At 49.4% G+C, this 15,076-nt stretch carries 8 protein-coding genes; all 8 read right to left on the reverse strand.

The genetic code is table 11. The annotated features are described in order from the left end of the window. Positions 1-82 precede the first annotated feature (82 nt). The gene (locus tag ACYVD4_RS17465) at positions 83-1,162 is read right to left on the reverse strand and encodes an alpha/beta hydrolase (protein WP_460947990.1); all 1,080 of its coding nucleotides are present in this window, start codon (positions 1,160-1,162) and stop codon (positions 83-85) included. Between the two features lie 13 nt (positions 1,163-1,175). Next, on the reverse strand, positions 1,176-2,336 hold the full coding sequence (locus ACYVD4_RS17470; RefSeq protein WP_460947992.1) for an alpha/beta hydrolase-fold protein: 1,161 nt from the start codon (positions 2,334-2,336) through the stop codon (positions 1,176-1,178). A gap of 93 nt (positions 2,337-2,429) precedes the next feature. Then, positions 2,430-3,281 (reverse strand): sialate O-acetylesterase, encoded by an 852-nt coding sequence (locus ACYVD4_RS17475; RefSeq protein ID WP_460947994.1) that lies wholly within the window; start codon positions 3,279-3,281, stop codon positions 2,430-2,432. Then, complete coding sequence (locus tag ACYVD4_RS17480) at positions 3,274-4,848, reverse strand: glycoside hydrolase family 43 protein (RefSeq protein ID WP_460947996.1); 1,575 nt, start codon at positions 4,846-4,848, stop codon at positions 3,274-3,276. The genes ACYVD4_RS17475 and ACYVD4_RS17480 overlap by 8 nt, the downstream gene beginning before the upstream one ends. 108 nt (positions 4,849-4,956) lie before the next feature. Next, positions 4,957-6,639 (reverse strand): glycoside hydrolase family 43 protein, encoded by a 1,683-nt coding sequence (locus ACYVD4_RS17485; protein WP_460947998.1) that lies wholly within the window; start codon positions 6,637-6,639, stop codon positions 4,957-4,959. Positions 6,640-6,795: 156 nt separating this feature from the next. Next, on the reverse strand, positions 6,796-9,267 hold the full coding sequence (locus ACYVD4_RS17490) for a glycoside hydrolase family 95 protein (RefSeq protein WP_460948609.1): 2,472 nt from the start codon (positions 9,265-9,267) through the stop codon (positions 6,796-6,798). 90 nt (positions 9,268-9,357) lie between these two features. Continuing rightward, positions 9,358-11,175: a RagB/SusD family nutrient uptake outer membrane protein gene (locus ACYVD4_RS17495; RefSeq protein ID WP_460948000.1), complete on the reverse strand. Its 1,818-nt coding sequence runs from the start codon at positions 11,173-11,175 to the stop codon at positions 9,358-9,360. Positions 11,176-11,189: 14 nt separating this feature from the next. Continuing rightward, positions 11,190-14,696 carry a TonB-dependent receptor gene (locus tag ACYVD4_RS17500; protein WP_460948002.1) on the reverse strand — a complete coding sequence of 1,169 codons (3,507 nt, stop codon included), beginning with the start codon at positions 14,694-14,696 and terminating at the stop codon, positions 11,190-11,192. Positions 14,697-15,076: the final 380 nt, after the last annotated feature.

The raw sequence follows: 15,076 nt of genomic DNA on the forward strand, positions 1-15,076 counted from the left end.
GTTGGTTTAAGAAATAATGATTTTTTCTTAACTGGTTTGTTTACCCATAAGTCCCCATCAGGGGATGTATGGGTTTTTATCCTCACTTAAAGATCTCCTGTAACGTAGTGGCCAGATACTGCCTGCAGTTCATCCAGGTATGGCCACCGGGCACGATGTAGCTTTTCGTTTTGATTTTTTTCTCTTCGAACATGGCGATGTTCTTTTTTACCGGCTCGTACAGAAAATCGTCGGTGCCTACGCTGATGGTGAACAACTTCAACTGGCTGTTGATCTTATTCGCATCGGGCGACCAGTTGGCAAAGTTTTTCTGAAATTCTTCAGTAGCCGTATAGGGCGCATACGAACAGATGTAGGCGAATTTGTCAGTATTGGTCAGGCCAATGTTAAGCGTTTGGCCACCGCCCACTGAAAACCCAGCCACCGCCCGGTTTTTGCTGTCTTTCAGAACCGGATAATTTGCCTCCACGAACGGAACGATGTCATTCACCATGTCTTTCGTAAAGTCGGGCATGGGCGCGGGACGAACGTTACCGTAGGGCATCACAATCAGCATCGGTTTGGATTTGCCCTGAGCTATCAGGTTATCAGCAATCAGGTTGGCGCGGCCAACTTTGGTCCAGGTTTCTTCGGTATCCGAACCACCGTGAATCAGATATAGCACCGGGTATTTGATTTTGCCGTTGGAATTGAAGCCGGGTGGTGTGTATACCAGCAATTGACGCGTAGTGCCCAATGTGCCCGATTTGTAGTACCGATAGCTGATCTTCCCATGTGGTACGTTCTGGAGCGAATGAATCAGCGGCTGATCGCCTGGTATGTCGACAATGCTACGTTTGAAACGCTCGTTGGCAAAAATGTACGTATTGTTCGGGTCGGCAAGCTGCACACTGTCGACAGTGAAACTGTAGGGATAAATGTCGGGCTTGACGGGCGGAACCGTTACGCTCCAGATGCCAGACGTATCCTTTGTCATAGCAACGGGCGCTTTCAGGAACTCACCGCTCAGCATAACCTTGTTGGCTTTCTTCGAATAATAGCGGAACGTAACGCTGTGGTCAGGATGTACGTCAGGTGAGCTAATAGCCGGGGGCCGCTGCTGGGCGCTGACCGTCACCGAAAAAAACAGCAGAGCTTGGAATAAGTAAAGAATTCGTTTCATGAGGGTTGACGGGTTAGCGGAAGAGTAAAGGCGTAGTTTCGGCAACGTAGTGTTTGACATTCATCCAGGTATGACCGCCGTCGGTGATCAGGCTTTTGTAGTTCACCTGCTTCGCCTTCAGATAGTCCATAAATTCGACGGTGCCTTTGTAGAGAAAATCGTCGCTGCCTACGCTCACCCAGAGCAGCTTCAGCTGCTTGTTGGTTTCATTGGGCTTGCCAACTATCTGCGGGAAGCTCTTTTCCATTTCCTGGGGCGACAGATACGAACTATAGGCACATACCCACGCAAACTTATCCATGTGCCCGAAACCCGTGCGGAGCGTTTGCCCACCCCCGCGCGAGAAACCGCCGATTGCCCGATTTTCCCGGTTAGGGAGGGTACGGTAATTTTTCTCAACGTAGGGGATTACATTACCGACCAGATCATCGCCAAACGCGTTGGCCCGTTTGACGGCATCGTCGCCATCACGCACCGTTGGATCGGCGGGTTTGGCTCCCCCTTTTTGTTCGGAGATACGTGCCGCAATGTTCCCATACGGCATGACAATAATCATGGGTTTGGCTTTTCCGTCGGCGATCAGATTGTCCAGAATCCAGTTGGTTTTGCCCACTTTGAAAAAGGTTTCTTCAGTATCGGTCGTGCCGCTGATGAGGTAATAGACCGGGTATTTCTGCGACGTATTTTTATCATAACCCGGCGGGGTATACACGACCACCGAGCCAGTAGTCCCATCAGCGGATGGGTAATATTCATAATTGACTGAACCATGTAGTACGTCCTTCATCGAATGCACCAGGGGTGTATTACCGGGCACATCCACCAGACTGGCTTTAAACCGCTCGTTCGGGAAAAACGCTACGTTGGCCGGGTCCATGACTGTTACGCCATCGGCCTGGAAGCTGTAGGGATAAATATCGGGCTTGATGGGACTTGTCGTCACGCTCCAGATGCCCTGCGCGTCTTTAGTCATTGCAACGGGCGCCTTTTCAAACTGTGCGCTCAGTCGAACCTCTTTGGCCTGCGGAGCCAGATACCGGAACGTAACAGACTTATCGGCATTTACCTGGGGCGACACCACCAGCGGCCCGCGCGGAGGCTGGGCTATTGCCAGGCTACTGAGGCACAATAGTGCCCAAACAAACAGAAAACGGACGGGTAAGGGTTGATCCATAGTTATGAAAGTCTAGGAATTACGAGTTAAGTTGACTGTTTTTGCGAAACGGAAGTAGCTTATTAATAACACATTTTTTATAGCGACTTGTACTTATTCAGATGGTCTGGGCCTATTACCCAGCAACAACAGCATTTGCATGGCGTAGCGTTTCCCCAGTTCCCGATACCCGGCCGCGTTGAAATGCAGGTTATCAGCCGAGCCGGTGCAGCCAGCCGACGAAATCACGTGTGAATTTTTGATCGTCTGTGGGAGCGTAGCAATGATTTTATTCATACTTGCACATTTACCTTCCTGATCTGCATTGACCGTTTCCCCGGCCAGCAATGGCACTTTTCTGGGTTTCAGATTCAGATCGTTCATCAAGTTGTCATACACGACTTTCACCTTTTGCGTCCACAACGTATCGTTGGTGTTCGACTCACCCTGGTGCAGCAGAATACCCTTGATGATCCCATCTTTCTGAGCCAGTTTCGCCATCTCGACCAGTCGGGCATATGGATTCCCATCGTATTCCTTAATGAAATTTTTCATCCAGCCCGGCACCGTCTTAACGTACGAATCGTAGTGATCTTTATCGAACAACTCGATTTTGCAGCCGCCAATCGCTACGTTAATCACGCCCACCCGTACTTTTTCGGGAAGGTTAGATACCAACTCCCGACCAAAATAGTCGGCGGGGGTAAGGCCAGTTTTACAGCGGCACAAAGGTGGAATGGCGGTGTACCAATTCCCTTTGGTTCGGTTCAGGCTGGGGCAATCAACCGCTTCCATCACCTGAAACCGGCTAGTTACGTTAACGGTATCCTGCGGTTCAATTTTGGCGTTCCCTTCCATGTTCGACTGTCCGAAACACAGGAAAATGTAGAAATTTTTATCCTGAGCCTTCGCTAAAAAAAACTGGCAAAATAGACACGTAGTAAGAAGCAAGGCTAACTTATTCATGGTGTATCGTATCGCTTATGTGGAAATAATCGAAGTCGGCATACCCACCCGTATTCGCAGTGGCGTAGTTGAACAAACCAAATCGGTAGCCCATGAAATGCGGAATGGTGTATGACATCTTCAGCGATTCGCCGATGGGGGTCCAGGTTTTGTTATCCAGGCTGTAAAAGAGATGAACCGTATCGGCTTTGTTTTTAAAGTTGCATTCGGCTTTCAGATATACCGTTTTCTGCATTAGCGGAATGCGTTGTGCTTCAATTGGTTTGCCTGAAGCCGCACTTACCATCACTACAAAATACTGTCCATTCTCCCGCTTCACGCCGACCAATCCATAACTCTTCTGCAACAGACTCAACCCCGAAAAATCACCATCTTTCAGATTCGCTACGTCCAGCGCAGTTGCTCCAGTACATTCGGGACCTATGGTACGTTGTGTAAGTGTATTTCTGGCCATCACAAACGACGTATCCATTCGATTGGTTTTCAGCCGCAGAAAACCCTTGCGCTCGCTGACCGACCAGAGGCTGTTGGCAGGGTTGTGGTTCCACTGCCATACCAGCGGCAGGGCCGGTTCACCTTTTTTACGAGTAAACTCATCGGAAGCTACTATACCGGGTATAAAGCCTTTACTGACAGGCAGGTCAAGCGTTTGGGGTACTTTTCCATCGACACCCAACACAGGCCAGCCCCCCTCCCATTTTACCGGAACCAGATACGGAATGCGCCCCACGCCACCGAAATCACGGAACAGATACGCGTACCACCTGCCGTTGGGCGTATCGATGAGTCCACCCTGCGCTACGCCTAAATCATGCAAGGCAACCTTCCCCTCCCAGGGACCTGTCAGTTTATCGGCCCGGTGAATCACTACGGTACGCATACCCCCACGTGGCCAGGTAATGTTGAACAGGTAATATTTCCCATTCACCTTAAACAATTGAGACCCTTCGGCTGGCAAACCACCACCCATTCCCGACGGCGTACTGGCGTTTTCAATTAACACCTGCTCAGTAGTACCCGGTTTTACACCAGAAGCATCAGCGTTGAGTTCAAGTATTTTGAGTTTTCCAGCCCCGTAAATCAGATAAGTGCGACCATCGTCGTCAAAAAACAGGCTGTGATCGTGGTAGGAGGGTTTAAACGAAGATTCTTTCCAGGGACCTTTTTCAATATTTTTTGTGGTGTAGATATAGGTTTTGCCGGTAGTCTGGGCAAAGGTTGTTACGTAGTACGTACCGTTGTGGTAGCGCAGACTACTGGCCCACGAACCCCGACCATACGCACTTTTTCCGTTTGTCAGATTCAGAGCGTCCACAGTAGCCAAGGTATCGTACGCATAACCAACCATTTCCCAATTCACCAGGTCTTTCGATTTCATAATGGGTAGGCCCGGACTCAAGTGCATGGTCGTGCTGCTCATGTAGTACGTATCACCCACCCGGATCATAGCCATATCAGGCACGTCGGCGAAGATGATCGGGTTTTGGGCGATTTGCGCCACTGCTGTTACGTATCCGAGCAGCGCCCCAATTACCAGCAGACCATATCGGAGCATTCCGTTTCTCATATATCAGTGCTATTAAACAGAGCCAGCTCTATAAATATCTTCTTACTCGTGTGTATATGACCCAATTCTATTATGCAGACGAGTTAGATTATAGCCCGGGGGGATGATTTACTTTTTATACATCGGATCTTCACCCTTATAAGTCAAAAACTGGAACGAAGCTGTATTCGTACTCGGCTCACCCGACGACGTAGCATACAGGCCGTATACACAACCGACAAACCCACCCGACACTTTGGTGCTCAGAAACTTACCGTCTAGTTTATCTTTTAACAATGTCCAGTTCTTGGCATCGGTCGAGGTATAAAAACTATACGTATCGCCCTGCGACGTAATGCGAAAACCGACTTTTCCCGATTTCGGGTCCAGTAGTGTTTCCGTCAGCAACTCCATCTCCTTCGACCGGGGAACTCCTTTGTAAAGTTGAAGCACATCCTTACCTCCTGATTGTGATTTGCACAGGAAATAGAAATGACTTTCATCCTGCAAAATCACCAGACCAGCTTTTTCTTTATCTGATTTTGGCGTAAACGTCAGCTCGGTTTCGGCCGTGCTGTAAAGGTGTTGCTGGCGTTTCCCGACGAACGACGGGTTCCCGAAGTCCATTACCGTTTCGGGCTTCAGTTTTAGAGTCAACCCCTGCTTCTTCGACAGCGAATATGAATTTTTATCATGCGTCCGCATGAATAAAAGCGACGGATCAAGTTCTTTATCAAAAGAGAGGGTGTAGCCAAAATTACCCGATTGCGGCAGCGCCCCCTTTTGCTTAACTTCCTTGTAATTAACGGAATAACTATAGGCAATAGCTTTCTCGCCATGCTCGATCATCGGCCAGTCGTTTTTCCACGTCAACGGTGCAATGAAGGTTTCGCGGCCGGTGTTGTAATAATCGCCTTCGTAAGGACGTACCGCCAGAAAAATCGAATACCAGTTTCCGTCAGGACCTTCCACAAATTGCGCGTGCCCCGCCGACGTAATGGCATCTTTCCGATCAGCCGGCAACTCCCGTTGAGTCAGAATTGGATTGCCTTCGAACGGTACGTAAGGCCCCCAGACATCTTTGCTACGTAGCACCACTTCGGAGTGATTGACCGACGTACCGCCCTCGGCTGCGTATAAGTAATACCAGCCATTCCGTTTGAGAATATGCGGCCCTTCAATCCAGACCGGCTTTTTCGACAGGTCCACGCCACCGTTAACCAACTGTTTTTCTTCGCCAATAACCGTCAACTTCACCGGGTCGAACTCATACATGCGGATAGTCCGGTGGCCCGAATACAACGGCTTCCGGTCGGGGGCATCGCTGTTGTAGATAATGTAGGCTTTATCAGTACTTTCATCAAAATAAATGGATGGATCGATGCCCCGTACCTGCGGAATTTTGACGGGATTGCTCCAGGGACCAGCGGGATTTTTGGCCGTAACAACAAAGTTGCCGTCGTGGTCAATGTCGGTGCAGGTAACGTAGAATGTGCCCTTGGAATAACTAATACCCGGCGCAAAAAGACCACGGGTCAGCCGTTCGCCCATAAAGTCCATCTGTTCGGGCCGGTCAATAACGTTACCGATTTGCTTCCAGTTTTTGAGGTCTCTACTGTGCATAATCGGAAGACCGGGAAAGTACGAAAACGTGGAATTAACCAGATAATAATCCGGACCAACCTTCACGATGCTGGGGTCAGGATAAAAGCCCGTCAGGATTGGATTGACCAGCGTCATTTGAGCAGGAGCCACAAAGCTCAAGAACAAACTTAGTAGTACGAAAAGAGCCGAATAAAGGCGGTATTTCATTAGGTTATAGGTTAGTTACTTTAACTTATTCAGTGTTTTTGGTTAGCCTTTTTTGTTGTCGTCGCTTTTTTGTCATCCCAATGCAGAAGCATCTTCGGATGATACCCAAACTACCTCTTTACCGAAGATTGCTCCTGCGTCGGGATGACAAAAAACCTACTCCATCAACAGCGTATACACCTTCCCGCGCTGCGTCGGTAAGTCATAAACCAGCGTTTCTTTCAGCGATAAAGGTGTTACGTTGGCCTGAGCCGATTTAATGGCCGCTGGCGTTTCTTCCACTGTATAGAACGGGTTTGTATTTGGTCCTGATGCCAGTTTCAACATACCGCCATTGACTTTCACGGCATTCGGTATACGTAGGCGCAGGTTGCCACCCAGATTCGATTTAACGGCGGCTTTTGTAACCTTACCATCTTTCCATTCCAGGTTTATGATTTCAAAACCACCACGTGCCCGTAGGCCGCTGATGCTACCCGTTGGCCAGACATCGGGCAGGGCGGGCAGTAACTGAAGGCTACCATCAGTGCTTTGCATGAGCATTTCTGTGATACCCGACGTACAGCCAAAATTGCCATCGATCTGGAACGGAGGGTGTGCATCGAACAGGTTGTTATACGTACCGCCCCCGCCCTTCACGACGCCCAATGGCGTTAGTTGATTCTGAATCAGCGCGTAAGCATGGTTACCATCCTGAAGTTTGGCCCACCAGTTCACTTTCCAGCCCATGCTCCAGCCGGTCGATACGTCGCCCCGATGCGTTAAGGTCGTTTTGGCGGCACTAAATAAATCCGCAGTGCGGTAGGCCGAAATTTGATTGGACGGAAACAGGCCATATAAATGTGATACGTGCCGGTGGTTATCGTTGGGATCGTCAATATCTTCCAGCCATTCCTGCAACTGACCGTGTTGCCCGATGTGCATGGGCGGCAGTTTGCTACGTTTCTGCTTCAGCAATGCGACAAAATCCTTATCTTTTTTCAGCAGTTCGGCGGCTCGGATGGCCGTACTGAATACGTCGAAGACAATCTGGTTGTCCATTGTCGTACCCGCATCCAGCGACGAGCCGCCATGCGCTTTCGGTGCGTTTTCGGGCGAGGTACCGGGGTTCACCACCAGCCAGTGGTATTTCGGATGCTCAACCAGAAAATCGGCGTAGAACTGGGCGGCTCCTTTCAGAACCGGGTAAATCGATATCAGATACGTCTGATCACCGTTGTAGAGGTAATGTTCCCACAGATGCTGACTGGTCCAGCCGCCACCCGCTGTCCACATGCCCCAGAAAGCACCATCGACCGCCCCGTTTGTACGCCAGATATCGGTGTTGTGATGCGCCATCCAGCCCCCGGCGCCATACATGACCTTAGCCGTTTCCTGCCCCGTTTCAGCCAACTCCCTGACCATCCGCAAAAACGGTTCGTGAAGTTCGGCCAGATTGGTTTTCTCGGCGGGCCAATAGTTCATCTGGGCGTTGATGTTGATGGTGTATTTACTGTCCCAGGGCGGGCGCATTTTGTTGTTCCAGATTCCCTGTAAATTGGCCGGTTGGCCCAGCGTACCATCGCGGCCCGGTTGCGAGGACGAAATCAGCAGATACCGCCCGTACTGATAATACAACGTAACGAGTTGTGGGTCGTTGACTGAACGAAAGTTGTTCAGCCGTTCATCGATGGGCAGTTTGGACGCATCCGTAACGCCCAAGTCGAGCTTAACCCGATTGAAAAACTTCTGATACGTAGCAACGTGCGGATTCAGAATGGTTGCAAAGGATTTCGAAAAAGCCTTGTTTAGATACGTAGCAGTCCGCGCATTTTCGTCTCCACTTAGGTCTTTATAGTTATTAAAATTTGTGGCAATCGCTACGTAGATGGTTGCCGCATTAGCGTCTTTCACCGTGAGCGACGTATCGTTGGCCGCTAGCGTACCGCCCGACGTTTTAATTCGGGCGATACTTTTGAACTTCACCATGCCTTTTACACCCTCATGGTCCGACGTAGTGCCGAAAAGTGTGAGTTCGTTGGTAGCTGTAGTTTTGATGTCGAACGATTTGTGCTGGGTGGAAAAAGAAGCGGAAAACGACAACTTACCAGGTTTGCTGGCGGTTAGTTGCATCACAATCACATTGTCGGGAAACGAGGCCAGAACTTCCCGCGTATACGTTACGTCTCCGATGGTATAGGACGTTTTTGCTACGGCCCGTTCAATATCAAGTTCGCGGTAATAATTCGTTACGTTGTCTGATCCGTCGAAAGTAAGATTCAGATTGCCCACGGGCTGAAACATCTGCCCATGCGATTTTTTGGTGATGATGGATTTATTGGCAAGTTGCTCGGCCTCTTTCTGTTTGCCATCAAAGATCAATTGCCGGATTTCGGGCAAAGCAGCCAGTGCATCGGGATTGTCGTTTCGGTTCGGGCTACCCGACCACACCGTCTGTTCATTCAACTGAATGATTTCCTTCGCTACGTTCCCATACACCATCGCTCCCAGCCGACCGTTGCCGATGGGCAGCGCATTTTCCCAGGTTTGCCCGGAGGGTTTATTGTACCAAAGTTTTAGAACTGACTTCGTTTGTGCATAGCCAGTCGTTGAGATAATCAGTAAAAAAAGAGAAAGGAATGATCGCATCATCGTACAGAGGAAACACCTACTTCAGATTCGGAGAGGTACAAGAATAAATAATTCGTATACCTCTCCGAACGCACTTTGTTATGGCAATTAATAGCCAGGATTCTGTGGAAACTTCGGCCCATCCACTACCCGGTCTATCTGCGACGACTGCGGAATGGGACGTAGCATGTGAAAATCCTGGACATAAGGTGCAGCCTCTGGATTCCAAGCTTTTACGCGACGCACCAGCGAACGGGTACGAACCAGGTCGTGCCACCGTTGCCATTCACCGAATAATTCGCGGCTTCTCTCATCCAGAATAAAGTCTACCGTTACGTCAGCTGCGGTGATGGTCATGGCCGTAACAGCCGCTGCGTTCTGAGCCGCTGTGTTCGTTTTTCGGTAAGCGGCTCGCTGCCTTACTACGTTCAACAGAGCGGCTGCTCTTGTCGCGTCACCCGCTTTCAGATACGCTTCGGCACCAGTCAGATATACATCGGCAAAGCGATACATTACAACGGGGCGAGTTGAGGGGTCGTTGAAGTTGGCGCCCCGGCTGGGGTCCATGAATTTCTTCAAAGCTGGGAAAACATTATTATCCCATAAGCTCGGAGGAACAACAATGCCTTTGAACGGACGCGTCCCAACAAATTGTGGCGCTCCTGCTACCTCAAAATCAGGTATCCAAATGGCTGTATCCGCGCCAACTACGGTTGTATACCCAATTCCTCGGCTGTTATTAGCCGCGTTGGCTGTATTAGTAACAGACGTATTGGCGATGTAAACGGTATAGAACGAGTTTATAAATCGTGAATCAACGTTTCGATTTGTGAATGCCTGATCCAGAAAATAATTCTTACCAGCATTGGCCCCAGATGGCCATTTGTAGCTGTTTGGACGCATACGGCTGTAGGGACGTCCATACTGCGAATCGCGGATCATCAGCGACGTACCGTTATTTACAATCGTTCCCGCTGCACTTTTATAAGAGTTAATGCCGCTGAAGTTGGGGTAATTCCAGTTCGTAAACCAGGGCGACAAATTATTAGCAAAACCGCCCCCTTCCGCAGCACCTACCTTATAATAGCCATATTTTGGATCAAGTACGTGATCGCTGACAAACATGGTTTCTTTTCCATAGTCATTGGCCGGAACAAAGGCATCGCCAAAATCCTGCCATAAATCGAGTCCGTAGGTTGATTTATTAGCAATAATATCGGCGCAAAGGGTAGCAGCCTGCGTAAAATCCGAGGCTGTATTGTTCAGCCAGCCACGGGTCAGATATGCCTTGGCGAGCAGAAACTGGGCAACGGGCTTGGTGGCCGCTTTGCCCAAAAAAGGAGCCGTTGGCGTATTGGGCAGATCAGCAGCCGCTTCGGTTAGATCTTTGATAATTAACTCGTAAACCTGAGCCGCTGGTTGACGAGAGGCCGCCTGTGAGGGAACCGTAATGAATTCGGTGCTCAGTGGTACGTCGCCCCAGGTCTGCACCAGATAGAAGTACCAGAATGCCCGCAGAAACTTAGCCTGTGCCAGGTATTGCTTCCGGGTTGCTTCCGGCAGATCGATCGTTTGACCGTATTTGAGTACGCCGTTGATGGTGTTAATATCCTGAAAAGCTGTGCCCCAGGCCGCACCGAAGTTACTTCCATTTAGTCCATTATACGTGTAAGGTGGAACCCCTCCGCTACTTGACCCCTGTATAAAATCGTCGGTACCAGCCTGCATCTCTACCGTGAACCCTTCGGTGCCCCACTGGCCGCGAATGTCATTGTAGACACCGGCAATGCCGCCCAATACGCCGGATGGACTGTTGAAATAAGACGGAACAATCTGAGATTGCGGGTTTTCCTGTAGTATTTTTTCGCAGCCCGTGTTAAGCAACGCTGCAAGGCCAACTATAGACCAAATTTTTATTGTCTTCATTGTTCGATCAATGATTAGAATTTAAGATTGACCCCCAGAGTAAATTGACGCACAGGTGGGTTGTTCAGGTTTACGGAAATCTGCCGCTCGGGTGTACCGCGCTCACTGGCATTCTGCGGATTCAGCGTCGACTGACCACTGGCATAGCCGTTTCCTTCCGGATCGATGGCCAGCTTCTGGCTCACCAGGGGTGAATAAAGGATCAACGGATTGGTGGCGTTAAAATAAACCCGGGCGGAATTCATACCGATTTTCCGGATCAGCGCGCTGGAAAAGGTGTAGCCCAGATTAATACTTCTAACTTTAATGAACGACCCGTCATAATACCCCAAGGTTGATCCAAACCAGGCAACTGCCTGACCGGCATCGGGAGCTGGGTAGGCATTAGTCGGGTTCGTTTCGGTCCAGTAGTCGGTTTTCACCTGATTTACCCGGGCCTGATTGAAGAAGGCAAAACCGCCTGAACCTGTTGAGTTACCAGTCAGATACGGCACGATTACTTTCATACCCATACGGGCAAAAGTGACAATCGACAGATCGAAGTTTTTGAAGCTGAAGCGGTTGGTCAGGCCTCCCTCCCAGCTGGGCTGAAAGTTGCCAAGAATCTGACGATCAGCCGGATCAATTTTCCCATCGCCGTTTACATCTTCTACCCGGATTTGGCCCGGAAACTGAACGGGTGAGGTTTGCTTGGCCAACGTACCGTTTTCTTTATCCGATGTCTGCCAGATACCAATCTTTTTATAATCGTAGATGACCGAAAGGGGTTGGCCAACAAACCAGCCTGCGCCCAGGTTAGCCTGTTCGGCTGGCGTCGTGAGCTGCGTAATTTTCTCCCGGTTAAAGAAATAAGTAAGATCGGCACTCCAGTTAAATCCTTTCGGGTTCCGGAAAATCTCAAACGTCAGCGCCGTTTCCAACCCTTTGCCTTCCGTCCGTCCTAGGTTTTTCAGGGTCGAACCAGCCCCATTGCTAGCTGGCAGCGGCACAGACAAGAGAATGTCTTTGGTTTGCTGATGATACCAGTCTACCGAACCCGTAATGCGATTATTCAGGAAGCCAAAGTCGATACCCAGATCTACTTGTGATGTCGATTGCCAGCCCAAACTTGTAGCGGGTAAACTTGTAACGGTATAGGCCAGTTGCTGTCCGGCGGTTCCCGTACCGAAATTGTAATAGCCCGCCGATAACGCACCCAGAGTAGCATACGCACCTACGTTTCTATTACCGGATAAACCCCAGCTACCCCGTAGCTTCAGATTCGAGATAACGGGAATTTCCTTCATAAATCCCTCCTCGATAATATTCCACCCTGCGCCGATAGCCGGGTAATTAAAATATTGATTTCCAGGCGACAACGTAGACGAACCATCCCGTCTCAGCGTCAGAGTCAACAGATAGCGGTCGTTGTAGCTATAGTTTACCCGGCCCATGTAGGAGAGCAAACCGAGTTCCGAGAATGAGTTACCAAAGTCCGAAGGAGCAACCGGCGTTCCGGATGCCAACGAGAAATTAGACGTCTTGATGTAATCGGCCGGAACTCCGGTTACCGTAAAGCGGCTGCCCAGCGAGTGGTTTTTGGTAATTTCATATAGCCCGGTAACGCCAATTTTATGCTTACCGATTGTCTTGTCGTAGTATAGCAGGTGCTGGAGGTTGATGTCCCAGTATTCGGTGTTACTGATCTCGGCAGTAGACGATGACTGAACTGTCGCGTTGTTAAAATAGGTCAGTGGACCACCATAATTATTGAGGTTCGACTGGCTGTAATTCAACCCAGCATTCATTCGGTACCGCAGCCCAGACAGGATATTCACCTCCGCGTATAGGCTATTGAAGGTACGTATCGAACGGGTACGGCCCAGGTAGGCGTCTTTTTTGGTAATGATCGTCAATGGGCTGATCGTAGCGGCATCTATAGAGCCTTCTGCCGGAAACAGGTTTACCGTACCATCGGCATTGTAAGGCGCTGCCAACGGAGTTAACCGTACAAGCCCACCCGGAACACCGCCACCACCGGGCGTATTCGTATAGGTAAGCGTATTCAGTGTGTTCAATCCAAACTTGATATGTTTGCCAATACGCTGGTCAATCGTTGCCCGGATAGTATAGCGTTCAAACTTTTGACTGGGAATAATCCCCGTCTCGTTGAAATAACCTAGTCCCATCGAGTACTGCGTTGTTTCAGTACCGCCAGCCATGCCTAGCTGATGATTGGTATTGAAGCCTTGTTTATATAGTAAATCCTGCCAATCAGTTGAAATACCGGCCGCCAGCGCGTCTTTTTCTTTCTGGGTAAGCGGATAAGCAGTCGTGCCGGGGCTGGTGCGGTTATACTTGGTCGCATCGTCTTTAAACTGGGCATATTCCTGTCCATTCATCACGTTGAATTTACCCATAACATTGGTCACACCGTGGTAGCCATCGTAGCTGAATACAGGCTTGCCAACTTTACCCCGTTTGGTCGTGATTAGAATAACGCCACCCGATCCTCTCGATCCATAAATAGCCGTAGCCGACGCATCTTTCAGAATTTCCAGACTGGCAATATCATCCGGGTTGATGTCATTCAGTCCACCGTAAGGTATTCCGTCAACGACAACCAGCGGACCGTCTAGCCCATCGCTGTTCGAGCCCTGGCCGCTCGTCAGGGTACGGTTACCCCGAATTCGGATCTGCCCCTGTGAACCGGGCGTCGATCCGTTACTGACGATCGTTACTCCCGCTGCCCGGCCTTTCAACTGGTTAACCAGGTTCGGGGCGGGAACTTCTCTAAGGGTTGTTTCATTTACCGATACGACCGATCCCGTAACATCGCGTTTGCGTTGCACACCGTAGCCGACCACAACTACTTCGCTGAGGGTTTTATCGTCGGCAGCCAACGTAACGTTGACGGTCGATTGCGAGCCTACGGTGACTTCCTGGCTCAGGTAGCCAATAAAGGAAAAAACGAGGACCGTATTCCGATCCGGAATACTAATCCGGTACGTACCATTCCCGTCGGTTGTCGTTCCGCGCTGGGTCGACTTGATCTGAATATTGACGCCCGGCAAACTTTCGCCGTTCTCAGCCGTAACCCGACCGGTTATCTGAATATCCTGTGATTGTTCCAGATTAACCTCACCGGAGGTTGTTTTCTGCAGCATAACAGCGGAAACGCTCTCCTTTCTGATAACGATTTGTTGCCCGGCTATCTCATAGCTTAAATTGAGTGGAGACAAGATCTGCGTCAACACCTGCGAAAGCTGTTCGTTTTTGGCCTGATAGTTCACGTTCTGCTTCGACTGAATAATCTCCCGGCTAAACAGAAACTGAACGTTCGTCAGTTTTTCAATCCGCCGAATTACCAATCCAACATCCTCATTTTCAGCAGCTATACTAACTCTTCGATTCAGAAGTTCCTTCGCTTTACCGTTACGTGCAAAGCCCACATGGGTTAGGGTAAGGGCAAGCAAAAGTTGCAGGCTGGAAATTTTTATAATCCTGATCCAATCAATGTGATTGATGTACGGGTATTGCATACATTTATGCGTTTTTGTTGTTTTTGGTAGAAATGACAAGAAACTGGTCTCTTCTCTTATTAAAGAGCAAATGTGTGTATTTGACACATTCAGGGACTTTCGAGCGATAGTGTTGGTAGCACTATCGCTTTTCTGCTGAAAAGGATAGTTTTTATTCCATAGGTAAAAGGTTGGATTAGGGGTTAAGGGATACTTAGTTACAATTGTGATTGTGAGTGATGCCTAGGTTAACAACGATTTCAAACGTAGACTCCATAGTTAGACACATAAGCCGACTTTTCCCCAGAAAAGACGTATCGTTGAGCTGACCGGTAAAGGTGGATTTGTAAAGCAATTTTCGGTCATAGTGAATGAGAATGTAGTGCTGGACTAAGACAGGG

The organism is Spirosoma daeguense (genome assembly GCF_054776875.1).

Bases quoted from the DNA above. Each gene is read 5' to 3' on its own strand.
- ACYVD4_RS17465 (WP_460947990.1), bottom strand. From the start codon at position 1,162: ATGAAACGAATTCTTTACTTATTCCAAGCTCTGCTGTTTTTTTCGGTG.
- ACYVD4_RS17470 (WP_460947992.1), bottom strand. From the start codon at position 2,336: ATGGATCAACCCTTACCCGTCCGTTTTCTGTTTGTTTGGGCACTATTG.
- ACYVD4_RS17475 (WP_460947994.1), bottom strand. From the start codon at position 3,281: ATGAATAAGTTAGCCTTGCTTCTTACTACGTGTCTATTTTGCCAGTTT.
- ACYVD4_RS17480 (WP_460947996.1), bottom strand. From the start codon at position 4,848: ATGAGAAACGGAATGCTCCGATATGGTCTGCTGGTAATTGGGGCGCTG.
- ACYVD4_RS17485 (WP_460947998.1), bottom strand. From the start codon at position 6,639: ATGAAATACCGCCTTTATTCGGCTCTTTTCGTACTACTAAGTTTGTTC.
- ACYVD4_RS17490 (WP_460948609.1), bottom strand. From the start codon at position 9,267: ATGCGATCATTCCTTTCTCTTTTTTTACTGATTATCTCAACGACTGGC.
- ACYVD4_RS17495 (WP_460948000.1), bottom strand. From the start codon at position 11,175: ATGAAGACAATAAAAATTTGGTCTATAGTTGGCCTTGCAGCGTTGCTT.
- ACYVD4_RS17500 (WP_460948002.1), bottom strand. From the start codon at position 14,696: ATGCAATACCCGTACATCAATCACATTGATTGGATCAGGATTATAAAA.